This window comes from Cellulomonas sp. WB94 (genome assembly GCF_003115775.1).
Lineage (GTDB): Bacteria > Actinomycetota > Actinomycetes > Actinomycetales > Cellulomonadaceae > Cellulomonas_A.
Genome location: NZ_QEES01000005.1, coordinates 312,434 through 329,035, shown reverse-complemented (window position 1 = coordinate 329,035; position 16,602 = coordinate 312,434). Strand labels below are relative to the sequence as shown.

The window sequence follows — 16,602 nt, the reverse complement described above, 5'->3', positions numbered from 1 at the left end:
TGCGGTGGCGAAGGCGGGCCAGGCCGATCTGGCTGCCGTCTACGAGTACGCGGAACCGGTCACCGAGCGGGGCCTGGTGTTCATGGACACCCCCGGCTACGACCCCGTGTCCGTGACGGGCATCGTGGCCGGCGGTGCCACGGTGGTCTGCTTCACGACCGGCCGGGGCTCCGTCTTCGGGTGCCGTCCGACCCCGTCCATCAAGCTCGCGACGAACACCGAGATGTTCGAGCGGATGAGCGAGGACATGGACATCAACTGCGGTCGCATCGTCGACGGCACCGCGAGCCTCGCCGACGTCGGTGACGAGATCTTCGAGCGTATCATCGCGGTCGCCTCCGGTGACCTCACGGTGAGCGAGGACCTCGACATCGGGCAAGAGGAGTTCGTCCCCTGGCAGCTCGGCACCGTCACCTGAGCGCCGCGCGCCGACGTCCGCCGCCCGTCCGACCACGTGAAGAGAACGGAACCATGTCCCCCCAGCCTGCCCCGCTCGCCCTGCACCCTGACCGGTTGCTGCCCGTCGACCCCGCCGTGCGCGCCGTCGCGAGGCGTTTGTATGACGAGGTGCGTGACCTGCCGATCCTGTCGCCGCACGGTCATGTCGACCCGCGGATGCTGCTGGACGACGTGCCGTTCCGGGACCCGGCGCAGCTGTTCGTGACGCCCGACCACTACGTCACGCGTCTGCTGCACGCGTCGGGTGTCCCGCTCGAGGAGCTGGGTGTCGGCGAGGGTCCGTTGTCGGAGCCGGCCGCGCGTGAGGTCTGGCGCCACCTGTGCTCACGGTGGGACGTGTTCCGTGGCACCCCGGTGCGTTACTGGCTGGAGTCGGAGCTCGCGGACATCTTCGACGTCACGGTCCGGCCGTCGGCCGACACGTCGGACGTCATCTACGACCACCTGGCCGAACGGCTCGGCCAGGACGCCTACCGTCCGCGCGCGTTGTTCGAGCGGTTCAAGATCGCCGCGCTCGCGACGACCGACGACCCGTGCGACGACCTGTCGGTGCACGCTGCTCTCGTGGCGGACGACACGTGGCACGGCCGTGTCATCCCGACGTTCCGTCCTGACCGGTACCTGGAGGCGTCCGACGCGGGGTGGCCCGCCGCCGTCGCGCTGCTCGGGGCGACCGCGGGTGTCGACACGTCCGGCTACGCGGGCTGGGTCGCGGCCATGGAGAACCGGCGCCAGTACTTCATCGAGCACGGTGCCCGGTCGGCCGACCACGCCCACCTCGACGCGGGCACCGCGCCCCTGGACCCGGCCGAGGCCGAGCGCGTCTATCGCTCGGCGCTCGCCGGCACCGCCACCCACGCCGAGGGCGTCGCCCTGCGCCGGCACATGCTGCTCGAGATGGCGCGGATGTCGACCGAGGACGGTCTGACGATGACGCTCCACACCGGTGTCCTGCGCGGTCACCACGACCCCTCGAAGCGGCGGTTCGGCCCGGACACCGGGCACGACATCCCGATCCGGGGCGACTTCACCGAGCCGCTGCGGCCCCTCCTCGAGCGCTTCGGGACCCACCCCAACCTCAAGCTCGTGCTCTTCACGCTCGACGAGACGGTGTTCTCCCGCGAGCTCGCGCCCCTCGCCGGCTTCTACCCGGCCGTCTACATCGGTGCGCCGTGGTGGTTCCTCGACGCCCCGGACTCGGTCCGGCGCTGGCGGGCCGCGGTCACCGAGACCGCCGGGCTCTCCCGGACGTCCGGGTTCATCGACGACACGCGGGCGTTCTGCTCGATCCCGGCGCGCCACGACATGTCCCGACGCCTCGACAGCGGCTACCTCGCCCAGCTCGTGGCGGAGCACCGACTCGACGAGGACGAGGCGGCCGCGGCCGCGGTCGACCTCGTCAGCGGCCGCCCCCGCGCGGTCTTCGGGCTGTGACCGAGCTCTCCAGGACTGTGAGCGCACCGCCGGTGCGCCACGTCCACCTCGGCCTCGGCAACTTCTTCCGCGCCCACCAGGCCTGGTACACCGACCACGCCGCGGACGGCGCCGAGTGGGGGATCGCGGCGTTCACAGGTCGGTCGCCTGACCTCGCCGCGGCGCTCGCGGCGCAGGACGGTCTGTTCACGCTCGTGACCCGCGCCGCGGACGGCGACCGGTTCGAGGTGGTGCACAGCCTCTCGCGCGCCCACGCCGCGGACGACCAGGCCGCGCTCGTGCGGTACCTGGCTGACCCGCAGGTCCGGATCGTCACCACGACCGTCACCGAGGCCGGCTACGTGCGCCGCGCGGACGGTGGGCTCGACGTCGACCGACCCGAGATCGTCTCCGACGTGGCGACGCTGCGCGCCGACCCGACCGCTCTGGTGCGCACGGCGCCCGCGAAGCTGGTGGCCGGCCTGGCCGCACGTCGCCGGGCCGAGGTCGGGGGACTGACGATCGTGCCCTGCGACAACCTGCCCGAGAACGGCGCGGCGGTCGCCCGGGTCCTGGGTGAGCTCGCGGAGCTGGTCGACCCGGGCCTGGCCGCGTGGATCGGCGAGAACGTGGGCTTCGTCACGACGATGGTGGACCGGATCACCCCCGAGCCCACGGCGGAGGACTTCGCCACCGTCCAGGCGCAGACCGGCGTCCACGATCGGGCTCCCGTCGTGACCGAGCCGTTCACCGAATGGGTGCTCAGCGGGCAGTTCGTCGCCGGCCGACCACGGTGGGAGGACACCGGTGCGACGTTCACCGACGACGTCGTCCCGTTCGAGGAGCGCAAGCTCTGGCTGCTCAACGGGGCGCACTCGATGCTGGCGTACGCCGGCTCGTTGCGTGGTCACGTCACCGTGGCCGACGCGATGCGCGACGCGACCTGCCGCGCGTGGCTCGAGGAGTGGTGGGACGCGGCGTCGTCCCACCTGACCCTTCCGCCCACCGACATCGCCGCCTACCGCGCTGCCCTCACCGAGCGCTTCGCCAACCCGCGCATGCGGCACCGGCTCGACCAGATCGCCTTCGACGGGTCGCAGAAGCTGCCGATCCGCACGCTGCCGACGCTTCGCCGCGAGCTCGCCGCGGGTCGGATCTCGCCGGGAGCCACGCGACCGGTCGCCGCCTGGGTGTGCCATCTGCGCGGCCACGGTGCAGCGGTGACCGACGCGCGGGCCGCCGAGGTCCTGCCGCTCGCCGCCGGTCCGCTGCCCGGCGCGGTCCGCCGCGTCCTCGAGGTCCTCGATCCCGAGCTCGCCGGCAACGACGCACTCGTCGCAGCGGTCCTCGAGCAGGCCCACGAGCTCGAGAGCCCCTGACCCATCCGGTCGCGGTGCAGGGTGGTCCGCGGGACGCTGAGCGCATGAGCCAGCAGGAGTCGGCCACCCTGACGTTCCTCGGCGCCGTCGGGACCGTGACCGGGAGCAAGTTCCTCGTCGAGCACGGCGGCCGGCGGGTCCTCGTCGACTGCGGGATCTACCAGGGCGACCGCGAGTGGCGTCGCCGGAACTGGGACCCGTTCCCGGTCCCGCCTGCCGACATCGACGACGTGATCCTCACGCACTGCCACCTCGACCACAGCGGCTACCTGCCCGCGCTGGTCCGTGACGGGTTCGCAGGGCCGATCTGGATGACCGAGGGCACGGCGGCGCTGACCGCGATCGTGCTGCGGGACAGCGCGCACCTGAACGAGCGGGACGCCGAGTTCGCCCAGGCGGGGGGCTGGTCCAAGCACGAGGTCCCGCTCCCGCTGTACCGGGAGGTCGACGCCGAGAAGGCCATCACCCAGTTCCGCACCATCGCCTACGACGCCCCGACCGAGCTCGGCGGGGGAGTCGGCGTGACGCTCGTCCGGGCGGGGCACGTCCTGGGCGCGGCGAGCGCGCTCGTGACGGCAGGTGCAGCCCGCGTGCTGTTCTCGGGCGACCTCGGCCGCACGACCCACCCGATGCTTCGGCCTCGATCGGCCCCGCCGGCCGCCCGCACCGTCGTGATGGAGTCCACCTATGGCGACCGGACGCACCCCAGGGTCGAGGGGAGGCCGCACGCGGCGCTGGCGGCCTCGATCCGTCGGACTGTCGAGCGTGGCGGCTCCGTGCTCGTGCCGGCGTTCGCCGTCGACCGCACCGAGCTGGTGCTCAAGGCGCTGTCGGAGATGAGGCGCCGCGGCGAGCTGCCGGTCGTCCCGGTGTTCGTCGACAGCCCGATGGCGCTCGCGGCGCTCGACGTCTACCGGCGATCCAGCCTGCGTGGCGAGCTGCGCGACGACGTGTCGCCGGAGCTCGTGGACCTGCCGACGCTCAAGACGGCCCGGACGGCCGAGGAGTCGATGGCGCTCAACAACCCTCGGGTGCCGTGCGTGGTCATCTCGGCCTCGGGGATGGCGTCGGGCGGCCGGGTGGTCCATCACCTGCGCCACATGCTGCCGGACCGGCGCAACACGGTGGTGCTCACCGGGTACCAGGCGGTCGGGACGCGCGGGCGGGCGTTGCTCGACGGGGCGACCGAGCTCAAGATGCACGGCCAGTACGTGCCGGTGCGAGCCGAGATCGTCACCGACGAGGAGTTCTCCGTGCACGCGGACGGAGACGAGCTGGTCGCATGGCTCCGCGAGATGCCTGAACCGCCCGAGACCGTCTACGTCGCGCACGGTGAGCAGGGGTCGACCGAGGCCCTCGCCGCCCGGATCCGCAAGGAGCTCGACGTGACGGCTGTGGTGCCGCGCCTGGGTGAACGAGTCCGCCTGAGGTGACGTGTGGTCGAGGCGGGGAATATCTCGTGTACTGTGGACGCTGAGCAGTACAAGATCAAGAGCTCCCGATCTGCGTGGTGGTGTCAGCATCCCCCGCGAAGGATCGGCTCGGACGCGGAGTACGTTTCCCTAGCGAGGGATGGACGGACGCGGTCCGAGTGGCTCGTGGCCGACAGCCCCGAAGCAAGGCCTGGGGTGGTTCAAGTCGCGCGTGTTGAGAACAAGCGAGCGCGATGGACGGTGACGTAAAGATGCTGACGGCGGCCGACGGCCCCGGATACCAGGCGACAACGCCGGAGTCCGGGGCCGTTGCTGTACCCGGATGTCAGCTGTACCTGGACATCTGCTCGCCTCGGACGTCCCCGACGAAAGGCTGAACCCGTGCGACCGGTCGAGCTGGACATCCCCGCGGTCCTGCTGGGCGGTATCGGCCGCACCGATGGCGGGTCGGCCTGGATCGACCGGCTCCCGGAGCTCGTGGAGCGGGCAATGGTGCGCTGGGGGCTCGAGCTCGGGGAGCCGTTCCGCACCGGCTACGCCTCGTGGTGTGCGCCGACCACGACGCTCGGCAGCCAGGATGCGGTCCTCAAGATCGTGTTCCCGCACGACGAGGCACGGCACGAGGCAGTTGCGCTGCGCGCGTGGGACGGCCGGGGCGCCGCACGCCTCCTCGACGACGCCCCCGAGGACTGGGCGCTCCTGCTCGAGCACGTGCGGCCGGGCACACCGATGACGGAGTGGGATGCGCCCGCCGAGGAGCGCCTGGCCGCCGGTGCCGACGTCCACCGGGACCTGTGCAGCACGCCGGCGGGCCCGGACCTGGCCGCGATCGACCTCCAGGCGGCGCTGCCGTCGGTGCTCGAGGTGTGCCGAGGCTGGTCCGACCTCCTGGCCGACCGCGCCTCGCGCGCGGCCGTCGAGGGCGACCTGGACCTCGACCCCGGCCTGCTCGGACTGGCCATCACGTCCCTGCGCGACCTGCCGGCGTCGGCCGACCGCGACGTCGTCCTGCACGGTGACCTCAACCCCGGGAACCTCCTGCGCGCAACCGACGGCCGATGGGTCGTCATCGACCCGAAGCCGACGCACGGCGACCCCGCCTACGACCTGTGGCCGCTGCTCAGCCAGGTCGCCGACCCGTTCCGCCAGGCCCGGCCGGCTGACGTCCTGCGCCCGCGGCTCGCGCTCGTCGCGGACCGCGCGGGGCTCGACGCGCAGCGCATCGCCGCGTGGTCCGTGGCGAGGGCGTGCGAGCAGGCGCTGTGGACGTGGTCCGAGCTCGGTGACCTCGCGCTCGCGGACAGGCAGCTGCAGCGCGCCGCCGTCTGGGCGTCGCTGGTCGGCTGAGCGCGCGATGTCGGTGGCCGCGGGCACGATGGGTGGATGACACGCACGCAGTACTACGTGGCCGCGAGCATCGACGGGTACATCGCGGACCCGGCCGGATCGCTCGACTGGTTGACACCGTTCGAGGAGGTTCCGGGCGTCACGGCCCACTTCGAGGGGTTCCTCGAGGGCGTCGGCGCGATCGCGATGGGCGCATCGACGTACGAGTTCCTGCTCGGCATGGGCATGGACGAGTGGCCGTACCCGCATCGGCGCACCTGGGTCTTCACGCACCGGGACCTGCCCCGGTTCCCGGGCGCCGACCTCGAGCTCACCGCGGAGGACGTGGGCGCCGTGCACGCCCGCATGGCGGTCGCGGCCGCCGGGAGGAACATCTGGCTCGTGGGCGGCGGCGGCCTCGTCGCCCAGTTCGCTGCGCTCGGGCTGCTCGACGAGCTGTGGCTCGGGGTGGTGCCCGTCGTCCTGGGTGGCGGCGCGCCCGTCCTGCCGCTGCGGCTCCCCGGGAACCTGACTCTCGAGGACGTGACGCGGTTCGGCGCCGGGTTCCTCGAGCTGCGGTACCGGGTGGGCGCGGCGGCCGCGGAGGGCGAGGCCTGAGGAGTGTGCTCAGCGGTCAGCCGCGGGTCGAGCCACCGGGCGTCATGTGCTCGAAGATGAGGCTGGTCTGCGTGACCGCGACCTCGGGGCGAGCGCTGAGCTGGTCGACGACGAACGCCCGGAGCGCCTCGGTGTCGCGGACGGCGACGTGCACGAGGAAGTCGTCGGCGCCGGCCAGGAAGTACACGTCGAGGATCTCGGGCCGTGCAGCGATGTGCCGGGCGAAGGCGGCGAGCTGTTGGCGCGAGCCGGGCTGCATCCGCACCGCCACCATGGCGCGCAGTCCCCGGCCCAGCGCCGCCGGGTCGATGTCCGCGTGGAAGCCCCGGATGACGCCCGACTCACGCAGGAGCCGCACGCGCGCCAGGCAGGTGGACGGGGCGATCCCGACTGCCTCGGCCAGCGCGTTGTTGGCCATCCGTCCGTCGCGCTCGAGCAGCGCGAGCAGGCGCCGGTCGACGTCGTCCAGCCCCGGTCGCCGCCCGCGGTCGGTTCGCAGATCGTTCGGTGCATCGCCTCGGCCAACCGGAGACGGCGAAGGGTGTACGGCCATGAGGTGAAAGTACCGCAGCAGATGCGGTCGTCATCCACATGAAACATGGAAAGTTCACGCTGAGCATGAGACGTGATCGATGCCACACCGCCGCCGCCCAGTGGCCGGACAACCCAGGAGTCGTCATGAGGGTCGGGATCCCCAGCGAGATCAAGAACCGTGAGTACCGCGTCGCGATCACCCCGGCGGGCGTGCACCAGCTCGTCGCCCGCGGTCATGACGTCCTGGTCCAGGCAGGCGCGGGGGAGGGCTCGGCGATCTCGGACGCCGAGTACGTCTCAGCCGGCGCGCGCATCGTCGCCACGGCGGACGAGGCGTGGGCAGGGGCCGATCTGGTGTGCAAGGTCAAGGAGCCGATCGCGGCCGAGTACGAGTTCCTCCGCAAGGACCTCGTGCTCTTCACATACCTGCACCTCGCCGCCGACCGTCCCGACACCGATGCCCTGCTCGCCTCGGGCGTGACCTCGATCGCCTACGAGACGGTGCAGGTCGCGGACGGCTCGCTCCCGCTGCTCGCACCGATGAGCGAGGTCGCCGGTCGCCTGTCGGCGCAGGTCGGTGCGTATCACCTCATGAAGAACGAGGGCGGCTCGGGGCGGCTGCTCGGGGAGTGCCGGGTGTCGACGCCGCGAAGGTCGTCGTGCTCGGCGGTGGGGTCGCGGGACTGCACGCCGCCGAGATCGCCCTCGGCATGCGCGCTCACGTGACCGTCCTCGACCTGTCCGTGCAGCGGCTGCGCGAGCTCGACGTCGCGTTCGGCGGCACCGTACGCACGCTCGCCTCGAACGCGTACACGCTCCAGCAGGAGGTGGCCGACGCGGATCTCGTCATCGGCGCGGTCCTCGTCCCGGGCGCACGCGCCCCGAAGCTCGTGACGGACGACCTCGTCGCCACGATGCGGCCCGGGTCGGTGCTCGTGGACATCGCCGTCGACCAGGGCGGCTGCTTCGAGTCCACGCACCCGACGACGCACGACGACCCGACGTTCACCGTGCGCGGCTCGGTGTTCTACTGCGTGGCCAACATGCCAGGCGCTGTCCCGGTGACGTCGACCCGCGCCTTGACGAACGCGACCCTCCCGTACCTGACGGCGTTGGCCGACCGCGGCTGGGTCGGGGCGCTCCGGGCCGACCCCGCACTGGCACGCGGTCTGATGACCCACGCGGGCGAGCTGTGCAGCTCTGCGGTCGCCGAGGCGCACGGCTACGCCGCGACATCAGTCGCGGATGTGCTAGCGGTCGCATGAGGCGGTCCGGCGAAACACCATGACGACCGGGTAGCAGGCATGCGACCCTGACGCATGGAGCTGATCGAGCTGACCGATGGCGTCGTCCACCTGCGCGCGCCCGACGACCGGGACGTCGACGCGATCGCCGCGCTGTGCCAGGACCCGGCGATCCAGGAGTTCACCACCGTGCCCAGCCCGTACGGTCGCGCCGACGGCGAGGGGTTCGTCCGTCAGGTCGTCCCGGCCGGCTGGTCGTCCGGCACGAACCTCACGTGGTCGGTTCGAGACGCGGCGACCGACCGGCTGGACGGGATGATCGGCCTCTTGGTGCAACCGCCGGGCTCCGCCGAGATCGGCTACTGGCTCGGTGCGCACGCCCGCGGTCGAGGACTGATGTCCCGCGCGACCGCGCTGGTCGTCGATCTGGCGTTCGACCCCGAGCGGCTCGGGCTCGAACGGCTGAGCTGGACCGGCTTCACCCACAACGTGGCCTCGAGGCGGGTCGCTGAGCGGGCGGGCTTCCACATCGAGGGCCACATCCGGGGGTACGCCCTGCAGCGCGGCGGACGACGGGACGCGTGGGTCGGCACGCTCCTCGCGACAGACGCCCGGCCGGTCCGTCCGGCCGTCGACGGCTGAGCGCGAGCGTCCGCGCGCGGCGGAACAGAGTCGGTGCCCTCCGACGGTCGGGGATGATGAGGGCATGACCTCCAGCTTCCTCGACCCGGCCAACCCGTTCGCGACCCCGTCGACGTTGCCGTACGGACTGCCGGACTTCACCGTGATCCGCGAGGAGCACTACCTGCCGGCGCTGCTGGCGGGCATGGCGGAGCAGCGGGCCGAGATCGAGGCCATCGCGACCGACCCTGAGCCCGCGACGCCGCAGAACACGCTGGAGCGGCTCGAGCGGTCGGGGCGCCTGCTGCACCGCGCTGCGACGACGTTCTTCAACCAGTCGAGCGCTGACGCGGCCGCGGGGCTCGACCAGATCGAGGAGCAGGTCGCCCCCCTGCTCGCGGCGCACCACGATGCGATTCACCAGGACGCCCGGCTGTTCGCGCGCCTCGAGGCGTTGCACGCCGCGGCACAGGCCGGTGACCTCGACCTGGAGCCCGACACCGCCTGGCTGCTGCACCGCCTGCGCATCGCGTTCGAGCGCTCCGGCATCGCGCTCGACGCTCCCGCGCAGGAGCGGCTGCGTCGGCTGAACGCCGAGATCACGTCCCTCGAGACGGTGTTCGGCCGGCAGATCCTCGCCGGCGCCAACGCGTCGGCGGTGCTGGTGGCCGACGAGGCCGAGCTCGACGGGATGCCGTCCGACGCACGTGCCGCGGCTGCCCAGGCCGCGACCGAGCGCGGTCACGACGGGCAGTGGCTGATCGAGCTCCAGCTGCCCACCCAGCAGGGTGTGCTCGCCGGGCTGCGGCACCGTCGGCTGCGTGAGCGTGTGCACACCGCCTCCATCACGCGGGGATCGGGCGGTGACGACCACGACACCCGCGGGACCGTCCTCGCGCTCGCACGCCTGCGTGCCGAGCGGGCGCAGCTGCTCGGGTACCCGCACCATGCCGGGTACGTGGCCGCGGACGCGACCGCGCGGACGGCCGACGCGGTCGAGGAGATCCTCGGTCGCCTCGCGCCCGCCGCCGTCACGAACGCACGCGAGGAGGCCGCCGATCTCCAGCGCGCCCTCGAGCGCGACGAGCCGGGCGCCAGCCTCGAGGCGTGGGACTGGGCGTACTACGCCGAGCGTGTCCGCAACGAGCGGCGGTCGCTCGACGACGCCCTCCTCCGGCCGTACCTGGAGCTCGACCGCGTGCTGCGGGACGGCGTGTTCCGCGCTGCCCGTGAGCTCTACGGCCTCACGTTCAGCCCGCGGCCGGACCTCGTCGGCTACCACCCGGACGTCCGCGTCTTCGAGGTCCACGAGGAGGACGGCACCGGGCTCGGGCTGTTCCTCGGCGACTACTGGACGCGCGAGTCGAAGCGGGGCGGCGCGTGGATGAACACGCTCGTCGACCAGTCCGACCTGCTCGACGAGCGTCCCGTCGTCGTCAACAACCTCAACATCCCCAAGCCGCCGCCCGGCGAGCCCACGCTCCTGTCGTGGGACGAGGTCATCACCATGTTCCACGAGTTCGGCCACGCGCTGCACGGCCTGTTCTCCGACGTGCGCTACCCGTCGCAGTCGGGCACCGAGGTGCCGCGCGACTTCGTCGAGTACCCCTCGCAGGTCAACGAGATGTGGGCGTGGGACCCGGCGATCCTGCGCTCGTACGCCGTCCACCACGTGACGGGCGAGCCGATGCCGTCCGAGTGGGTCGACACGCTGCTCGCGGCCCGTCAGGACGGCGAGGGCTTCGCGACGACCGAGTACCTCGCCGCCGCACTCCTGGACCAGGCGTGGTACCGGCTCGCGCCCGACGAGGTCCCGACCGACCCGGCCGAGGTCGAGGCGTTCGAGGCCGCGGCCCTCGAGCGGGCCGGGATCGCGTTCGGGCCCGTGCCGCCGCGGTACCGGACGGCGTACTTCAACCACGTCTTCGCGGGCGGCTACTCGGCCGGGTACTACTCGTACATCTGGTCCGAGGTGCTCGATGCGGACACCGTCGAGTGGTTCGGTGAGCAGGGCGGGCTGTCGCGGGCGAACGGCGAGGAGTTCCGGCGCCGGCTGCTGGCCCGCGGTGGGTCGACCGACCCGATGGGTGCGTTCCGCGACCTGCGGGGACGTGACCCCGAGATCGCCCCGCTGCTGGCTCGCCGCGGCCTGCTGGCGGCCACGACCGAGGTCTGAGCGGCGGGTACGGTGAACGCCATGCCCACCGGCCCCGCTCGCCCGACGTCCGCCGCCCCCGCAGGGCTCCCCACCGGACGCGCCGGGTCCAGCGCTGCCGAGGACGAGGTCGTCGGCCTGTGCCAGGACCTGATCAGGATCGACACGTCGAACTACGGCGACGGCTCGGGACCGGGGGAGCGCGCGGCGGCCGAGCACGTCATGGGGCTGCTGACCGACGTCGGCCTCACCCCGGAGCTCTTCGAGAGCGAGCCGGGACGGGCCAACGTGGTGGTGCGGCTCGAGGGGGCGGACCCGGGCCGGCCCGCGCTCGTGCTGCACGGCCATCTCGACGTGGTGCCGGCCCACGCGCCCGAGTGGCAGGTCGACCCGTTCGCGGGCGAGCTGCGCGACGGCCTGGTGTGGGGCCGCGGCGCGGTCGACATGAAGGACATGGACGCGATGATCCTGGCGGTCGTACGCCAGATGGTTCGCGAGGGCCGCAAGCCGGCGCGTGACGTGGTCGTAGCGTTCTTCGCGGACGAGGAGGCCGGCGGCGCCAAGGGAGCCAGGTGGGCGGTCGACCACCGACCTGAGCTGTTCGCGGGCGCGACCGAGGCGATCAGCGAGGTCGGGGGGTTCTCGGTGGACCTCGACGGTCGCCGGGCCTACCTGCTGCAGACCGCCGAGAAGGGCATCGGCTGGCTCCGGCTCGTCGCGGACGGCCGGGCGGGGCACGGCAGCCAGGTCAACGCAGACAACGCCGTGACGCATCTCGCCGCCGCGGTCGGGCGCATCGGGCAGCACCCGTGGCCGCTGTCGCTCAGCCCGACCGTGCGCACGTTGCTGCAGGGTGTCGCCGACCTCGTGGGCCTGACCTTCGACCCCGAGGACGAGGGTTCGATCGACGCGATCCTCGCGGCGCTCGGGTCGGCCTCGCGGTTCGTGGGGGCGACGACCCGCAACACCGCGAACCCGAGCGGCCTCACGTCCGGCTACAAGGCCAACGTCATCCCCGGCCACGCCGAGGCGACGGTCGACGGCCGGTTCCTGCCGGGGCAGGAGGACGAGTTCCTCGCGACCCTTGCCCGGCTGGCCGGTCCGGACGTGACCCTCGAGCACATCCACCGAGACGTCGCGCTCGAGGTGCCGTTCTCGGGCGGGCTCGTGGACGCCATGGTCGGCGCGCTGGTCGCGGAGGACCCGGGTGCGGTGGTCCTGCCGTACATGCTCTCCGCCGGGACGGACAACAAGTCGCTGTCACGCCTCGGCATCGCCGGCTACGGCTTCGCGCCGCTGCGGCTGCCCGCCGAGCTCGACTTCGCGGGCATGTTCCACGGCGTCGACGAACGTGTGCCGGTCGACGCGCTCCGTTTCGGCGTGCGCGTCCTCGACCGGCTCCTGCGGACCTGCTGAGGTCAGCCGATCGTGTAGTCGAGCGTGCTGCGCACGCGGATGATCCTGCGCCGCAGGGTCACCTTGCGCTCACCCCCGACGTAGAGCACGACGCGGGCGAGCTCCCAGCGGCCGTACTCCGCCTCTTCGGTCAGCCGTCTGCTCGCGTCGCCCTGGCTCGTGGATCTCGGGATGCTCAGCACCCGGAACTCGTACTGCGCGCTCTGCGCCGCCGGGTCGCCCCGAAGGCTCCGCACTGCTGCTGTCTCTGTCACTCGTCACCGTCCGATCTCGCCACAGACCGGGCGGCGCGGGCGCCGTCAGGCCGATTGCAGTGCCATTGTGCACGGTGCGGAGATACCGTCATGCCATGACCGTCGACCCGCGCGCCGCCCTGGACCGCCTGATTGCTGCTCTCGAGGCGCACTTCAACGCCGTCGCCTCCCGTCGGGGCGAGGACGATCCCGGTGTCGACGACGCCTACGACGTCCTCGCGGACGCCTTCGAGGCCTACGACGACGCCCTCGGGACCGTGTACAGCGAGGCCACGCCGTTCTACCTCGCCGAGGAGGACGACGACGAGGACGAGGACGACGAGTCCGAGGGCGAGGACGCGGAGGAGTCCGACGACGCGGACGACGAGTACGACGACGACGTGCTCGTCGACGAGCTCACCACCGAGGACCGCTGAGCCTCGGCGGGCTTCAGGTCAGCGTCTTCCAGGTCAGCGCCGTTCGGGGTAGCCGAGCTGCGGCGCGCTGATCTCGTCGAGCGCCCGCACGATCTCCTCGGGGAGCTCGACGTCGTCGGCGGCGAGCGACCCGCGCAGCTGCGCGGCCGTGCGTGCCCCGACGATCGACGACGTGATCGGCGTGCGCAGGCGCAGCCAGGCGAGCGCGACCTCGAGCGGCGTGCAGTCGAGCCCTGACGCGGCGGTCGCGACCGCCTCGACCACGGCGAGGGACTGCGAGCCGAGGTACGGCTGGACGAACCCGGCCAGGTGCGGGGACGCGGCGCGCGAGTCGGCGGGGATCGTCCGGCGGTACTTGCCGGTCAGCACCCCGCGCCCGAGCGGTGACCAGGCCAGCACGCCGATGCCCAGGTCGGTCGCCGCGGGCAGCACCTCGCGCTCGATGCCGCGTTCCAGCAGCGAGTACTCGACCTCGACCGCGGCGAGCCCGACGTCGTCGGCCAGGAGCGTCGCGGCGCGCGCGACCTGCCAGCCGGGATGGTTCGAGAGCCCCACGTAGCGGGCGCGCCCGCTGGTCACCGCGAGCCGCAGGGCCGAGACGGTCTCGGACAGGGGCGTGTGCGGGTCGGGGACCTGGACGAGCCAGAGATCGACGTGGTCCGTGCCCAGCCGGCGCAGCGACGCGTCGAGCGTGCTGAGCAGGCCGCCTCGGGACGCGTCGGCGCCGCCGCCGGACGCTGCGCTCCGCACCCCGGCCTTGGTGCACAGCACGACGTCCTCGCGAGCGACGACGTCGCCGAGCAGCGAGCCGATCAGCTCCTCGGCGCCACCGTCGGCATAGGACGCCGACGTGTCGACCAGCGTCCCGCCCGCCTCGACGAAGTCCCGCAGCTGCTCGCGGGCCTCGTGCTCGTCGGTGTCCCTGCTCCAGGTCAGCGTGCCGAGGCCGAGGTGGGAGACTCGCAGGCCGGTACGGCCGAGCTGACGCTGTTCCATGACGCGAAGGTTAACCGGCGAGTGTGCTCCCCACCTGGCTGCGGCGCGCACCCGCTCGGCTATCGTTGCGGCTCGTGACAGCAGGCATGGGTGCAGCGGAAGCGATCGTCCTCGGTTTCGTCCAGGGCCTGACCGAGTTCCTCCCGATCTCCTCGAGCGCGCACCTGCGCATCGTCGGCGAGCTCATCGGGCAGTCCGATCCCGGTGCGGCGTTCACGGCGATCACCCAGATCGGGACGGAGACCGCGGTCCTGCTGTACTTCCGGCGCGACATCGCCCGGATCTGCACGGCGTGGTGGCGCGCGGTCCGCGGCGACCACGGCACGGACCTGCGCTCGCGGATGGGTGCGCCGGAAGGGGCGCCGCTCGACCGGGACGCGCTCATGGCGTGGTTCATCGCTCTCGGCAGCATCCCCATCGTGGTGCTGGGGCTGGCGTTCAAGGACTCGATCGAGAGCACGTTCCGCAACCTGTGGCTGATCGTGCTCACGCTCGTCGTGTTCGGCCTGATCCTCGGGTGGGCCGACCGGGTAGGTGCGAAGCACAGGACGATCGACCAGCTGACGCCTCGCCATGCCGTGGCGTTCGGGTTCGCCCAGTCCCTCGCGCTCATCCCGGGCGTCTCCCGCTCGGGCGGGACCATCACCGCGGGACTGCTGCTCGGCTACACGCGCGAGGCGGCAGCCAGGTACTCGTTCCTGCTCGCGGTCCCTGCGGTGCTCGCCTCAGGGCTCTACCAGCTGGTCAAGAGCGTCGGCGACTTCGGCAAGGCAGGGACGCCCGGCGTCGGTGCGACGCTCATCGCGACGGTCGTGGCCTTCGCGGTCGGCTACGTCGTCATCATCGCGTTCCTGCGTCTCATCTCCACGCGCAGCTTCATGCCGTTCGTCATCTACCGGATCGTGCTGGCCGCCATCGTCGTCGTGCTCCTGCTGACGGGTGCGCTGGACGCGGTCGGGGCCGCGCCGGTCGCCGGCTGACGCGGCGCCGGCTGAGCCCGCGGGCCGGACGCCCGCGGTGCCCCGGACCGGTGCCGGTTACTCTGGGGGTGTGCTCACCTGGCCGCCCCCGCAGATCCCTCGGCTCCCTGGACGTGGCGGCCCCGTCCGGGTCCGGGACACCTCCACCGGCGAGCTCGTCGTCGCAGCGCCCGGTGACACCGCGACCCTGTACGTGTGCGGCATCACGCCGTACGACGCGACCCACCTCGGCCACGCCGCGACGTACATCGCCTTCGACCTGCTCGTGCGGTCATGGCTCGACGCCGGTCAGCGCGTGCGTTACGCCTCGAACGTCACCGACGTCGACGACCCGCTGCTCGAGCGTGCGCTCGCAACGGGTGTCGACTGGCGCGAGCTCGCGATCGAGCAGACGGCGCTGTTCGCGGAGGACATGACGGCCCTCGGCGTCGTCCCGCCCGACGTCTACACGGGCGCCGTCGAGTCGATCCCCGCCGTCGCCCAGGCTGTGCGCGACCTCCTTGCGGCCGGCGCTGCGTACCGCGTCGAGGAGCCGGACGCGACCGGGCACGGCCGCGGTGACGTCTACGCGGACCTCAGTGTCGACCCGGACCTGGGCCGCGTCGCCGGCCTAGACCGCAAGGAGATGCTCGAGCTGTTCGCCGAGCGGGGTGGCGATCCTGCCCGCGCCGGCAAGCGCGACCCGCTCGACCCGCTGCTGTGGCGTCGGGAGCGTCCGGGCGAGCCCGCGTGGGACGGCGGCGAGCTGGGCAGCGGTCGGCCCGGCTGGCACATCGAGTGCGCCGTGATCGCGCGGGACGGACTCGGCCTGCCGTTCGACGTGCAGGGCGGCGGCGTCGACCTGCGGTTCCCGCACCACGAGATGAGCACGTCGCACGCCCGGCTGCTCGACGCGGGCCAGGGTGCGCGCATCCACGTGCACGCCGGGATGGTCGGGCTGGACGGCGAGAAGATGAGCAAGTCGCGCGGCAACCTCGAGCTGGTCTCGCGGCTGCGCACGCAGGGCGAGGACCCCATGGCCGTCCGGCTCGCGATCCTTGCGCACCACTACTCGTGCGACTGGGACTGGACCGAGGGGGACCTCAAGCTCGCCCGCGCGCAGCTCGACCGGTGGCAGCGGGCGGTGTCGGGGAACGGTGGACCGGATGCCACGGCCACGCTCGCGGCCGTCCGGTCGGCACTCGCCACCGACCTCGACGCGCCGGCGGCGCTCACGGCGGTCGACGCCTGGGCGGACGACGCGCTGCGGACGGGCGGCACAGCCGAGGCCGTGATCGGTGCTCCGGGCGTCATCTCACGGACGGTCAACGCGCTGCTGGGCATCCGGCTGTAGCGGTCAGGCGCCGGCTGCCCTCAGG

14 protein-coding genes and 2 pseudogenes are annotated in these 16,602 nt (G+C 72.5%); 13 read left to right on the top strand and 3 right to left on the bottom strand.

Annotated features, from left to right (window positions below; all coding sequences use genetic code 11):
- The 6 genes and pseudogenes from DDP54_RS16890 to DDP54_RS16865 form a co-directional block, all read left to right on the top strand.
- Positions 1 to 418, top strand: a pseudogene (locus tag DDP54_RS16890) (UxaA family hydrolase); the annotation flags it as partial.
- Between the two features lie 53 nt (positions 419 to 471).
- A complete protein-coding gene (gene uxaC, locus DDP54_RS16885) occupies positions 472 to 1,893 on the top strand; it encodes a glucuronate isomerase (RefSeq protein ID WP_109133134.1) in 1,422 nt (473 codons plus the stop codon).
- Between the two features lie 17 nt (positions 1,894 to 1,910).
- Positions 1,911 to 3,251 carry a mannitol dehydrogenase family protein gene (locus DDP54_RS16880; protein ID WP_242448551.1) on the top strand — a complete coding sequence of 447 codons (1,341 nt, stop codon included), beginning with the start codon at positions 1,911 to 1,913 and terminating at the stop codon, positions 3,249 to 3,251.
- A gap of 44 nt (positions 3,252 to 3,295) precedes the next feature.
- On the top strand, positions 3,296 to 4,684 hold the full coding sequence (locus tag DDP54_RS16875) for an MBL fold metallo-hydrolase (protein ID WP_109133133.1): 1,389 nt from the start codon (positions 3,296 to 3,298) through the stop codon (positions 4,682 to 4,684).
- A 381-nt stretch (positions 4,685 to 5,065) separates the two neighbouring features.
- Entirely contained in the window at positions 5,066 to 6,031 is a 966-nt protein-coding gene (locus DDP54_RS16870) for an aminoglycoside phosphotransferase family protein (RefSeq protein WP_109133132.1), read from the top strand.
- Positions 6,032 to 6,067: 36 nt separating this feature from the next.
- Positions 6,068 to 6,628 (top strand): dihydrofolate reductase family protein, encoded by a 561-nt coding sequence (locus tag DDP54_RS16865; protein WP_109133131.1) that lies wholly within the window; start codon positions 6,068 to 6,070, stop codon positions 6,626 to 6,628.
- A 16-nt stretch (positions 6,629 to 6,644) separates the two neighbouring features.
- On the opposite strand, the gene DDP54_RS16860 is transcribed toward DDP54_RS16865, so the two are convergent.
- Entirely contained in the window at positions 6,645 to 7,181 is a 537-nt protein-coding gene (locus DDP54_RS16860) for an Lrp/AsnC family transcriptional regulator (RefSeq protein WP_109133130.1), read from the bottom strand.
- 125 nt (positions 7,182 to 7,306) lie between these two features.
- Between DDP54_RS16860 and ald the strand changes: the two are divergent.
- The 4 genes and pseudogenes from ald to DDP54_RS16840 all read left to right on the top strand — a co-directional run bounded on the left by ald (position 7,307) and on the right by DDP54_RS16840 (position 12,598).
- Positions 7,307 to 8,427: pseudogene (ald, locus tag DDP54_RS16855) on the top strand (alanine dehydrogenase).
- Positions 8,428 to 8,481: 54 nt separating this feature from the next.
- The gene (locus tag DDP54_RS16850) at positions 8,482 to 9,048 is read left to right on the top strand and encodes a GNAT family protein (protein ID WP_109133129.1); all 567 of its coding nucleotides are present in this window, start codon (positions 8,482 to 8,484) and stop codon (positions 9,046 to 9,048) included.
- Between the two features lie 64 nt (positions 9,049 to 9,112).
- Positions 9,113 to 11,203: a M3 family metallopeptidase gene (locus DDP54_RS16845; RefSeq protein ID WP_109133128.1), complete on the top strand. Its 2,091-nt coding sequence runs from the start codon at positions 9,113 to 9,115 to the stop codon at positions 11,201 to 11,203.
- A gap of 21 nt (positions 11,204 to 11,224) precedes the next feature.
- On the top strand, positions 11,225 to 12,598 hold the full coding sequence (locus DDP54_RS16840; protein WP_109133168.1) for a M20/M25/M40 family metallo-hydrolase: 1,374 nt from the start codon (positions 11,225 to 11,227) through the stop codon (positions 12,596 to 12,598).
- 2 nt (positions 12,599 to 12,600) lie between these two features.
- Here the strand turns inward: DDP54_RS16840 and DDP54_RS16835 are convergent, their stop codons facing one another.
- A complete protein-coding gene (locus DDP54_RS16835) occupies positions 12,601 to 12,834 on the bottom strand; it encodes a DUF5703 family protein (RefSeq protein ID WP_109133127.1) in 234 nt (77 codons plus the stop codon).
- 113 nt (positions 12,835 to 12,947) lie between these two features.
- On the opposite strand from DDP54_RS16835, the gene DDP54_RS18290 reads away from it, so the two are divergent.
- Positions 12,948 to 13,268 carry a primosomal protein gene (locus DDP54_RS18290; RefSeq protein ID WP_158274566.1) on the top strand — a complete coding sequence of 107 codons (321 nt, stop codon included), beginning with the start codon at positions 12,948 to 12,950 and terminating at the stop codon, positions 13,266 to 13,268.
- Positions 13,269 to 13,301: 33 nt separating this feature from the next.
- Here the strand turns inward: DDP54_RS18290 and DDP54_RS16825 are convergent, their stop codons facing one another.
- Entirely contained in the window at positions 13,302 to 14,264 is a 963-nt protein-coding gene (locus DDP54_RS16825; protein WP_109133126.1) for an aldo/keto reductase, read from the bottom strand.
- An 86-nt stretch (positions 14,265 to 14,350) separates the two neighbouring features.
- Here DDP54_RS16825 and DDP54_RS16820 point away from each other — a divergent pair, with 86 nt between their 5' ends.
- Both DDP54_RS16820 and mshC read left to right on the top strand, forming a co-directional pair.
- Positions 14,351 to 15,244 (top strand): undecaprenyl-diphosphate phosphatase, encoded by an 894-nt coding sequence (locus DDP54_RS16820; RefSeq protein ID WP_109133125.1) that lies wholly within the window; start codon positions 14,351 to 14,353, stop codon positions 15,242 to 15,244.
- A gap of 70 nt (positions 15,245 to 15,314) precedes the next feature.
- Positions 15,315 to 16,577 carry a cysteine--1-D-myo-inosityl 2-amino-2-deoxy-alpha-D-glucopyranoside ligase gene (gene mshC, locus DDP54_RS16815; protein ID WP_109133167.1) on the top strand — a complete coding sequence of 421 codons (1,263 nt, stop codon included), beginning with the start codon at positions 15,315 to 15,317 and terminating at the stop codon, positions 16,575 to 16,577.
- The last annotated feature ends 25 nt before the right edge of the window (positions 16,578 to 16,602 follow it).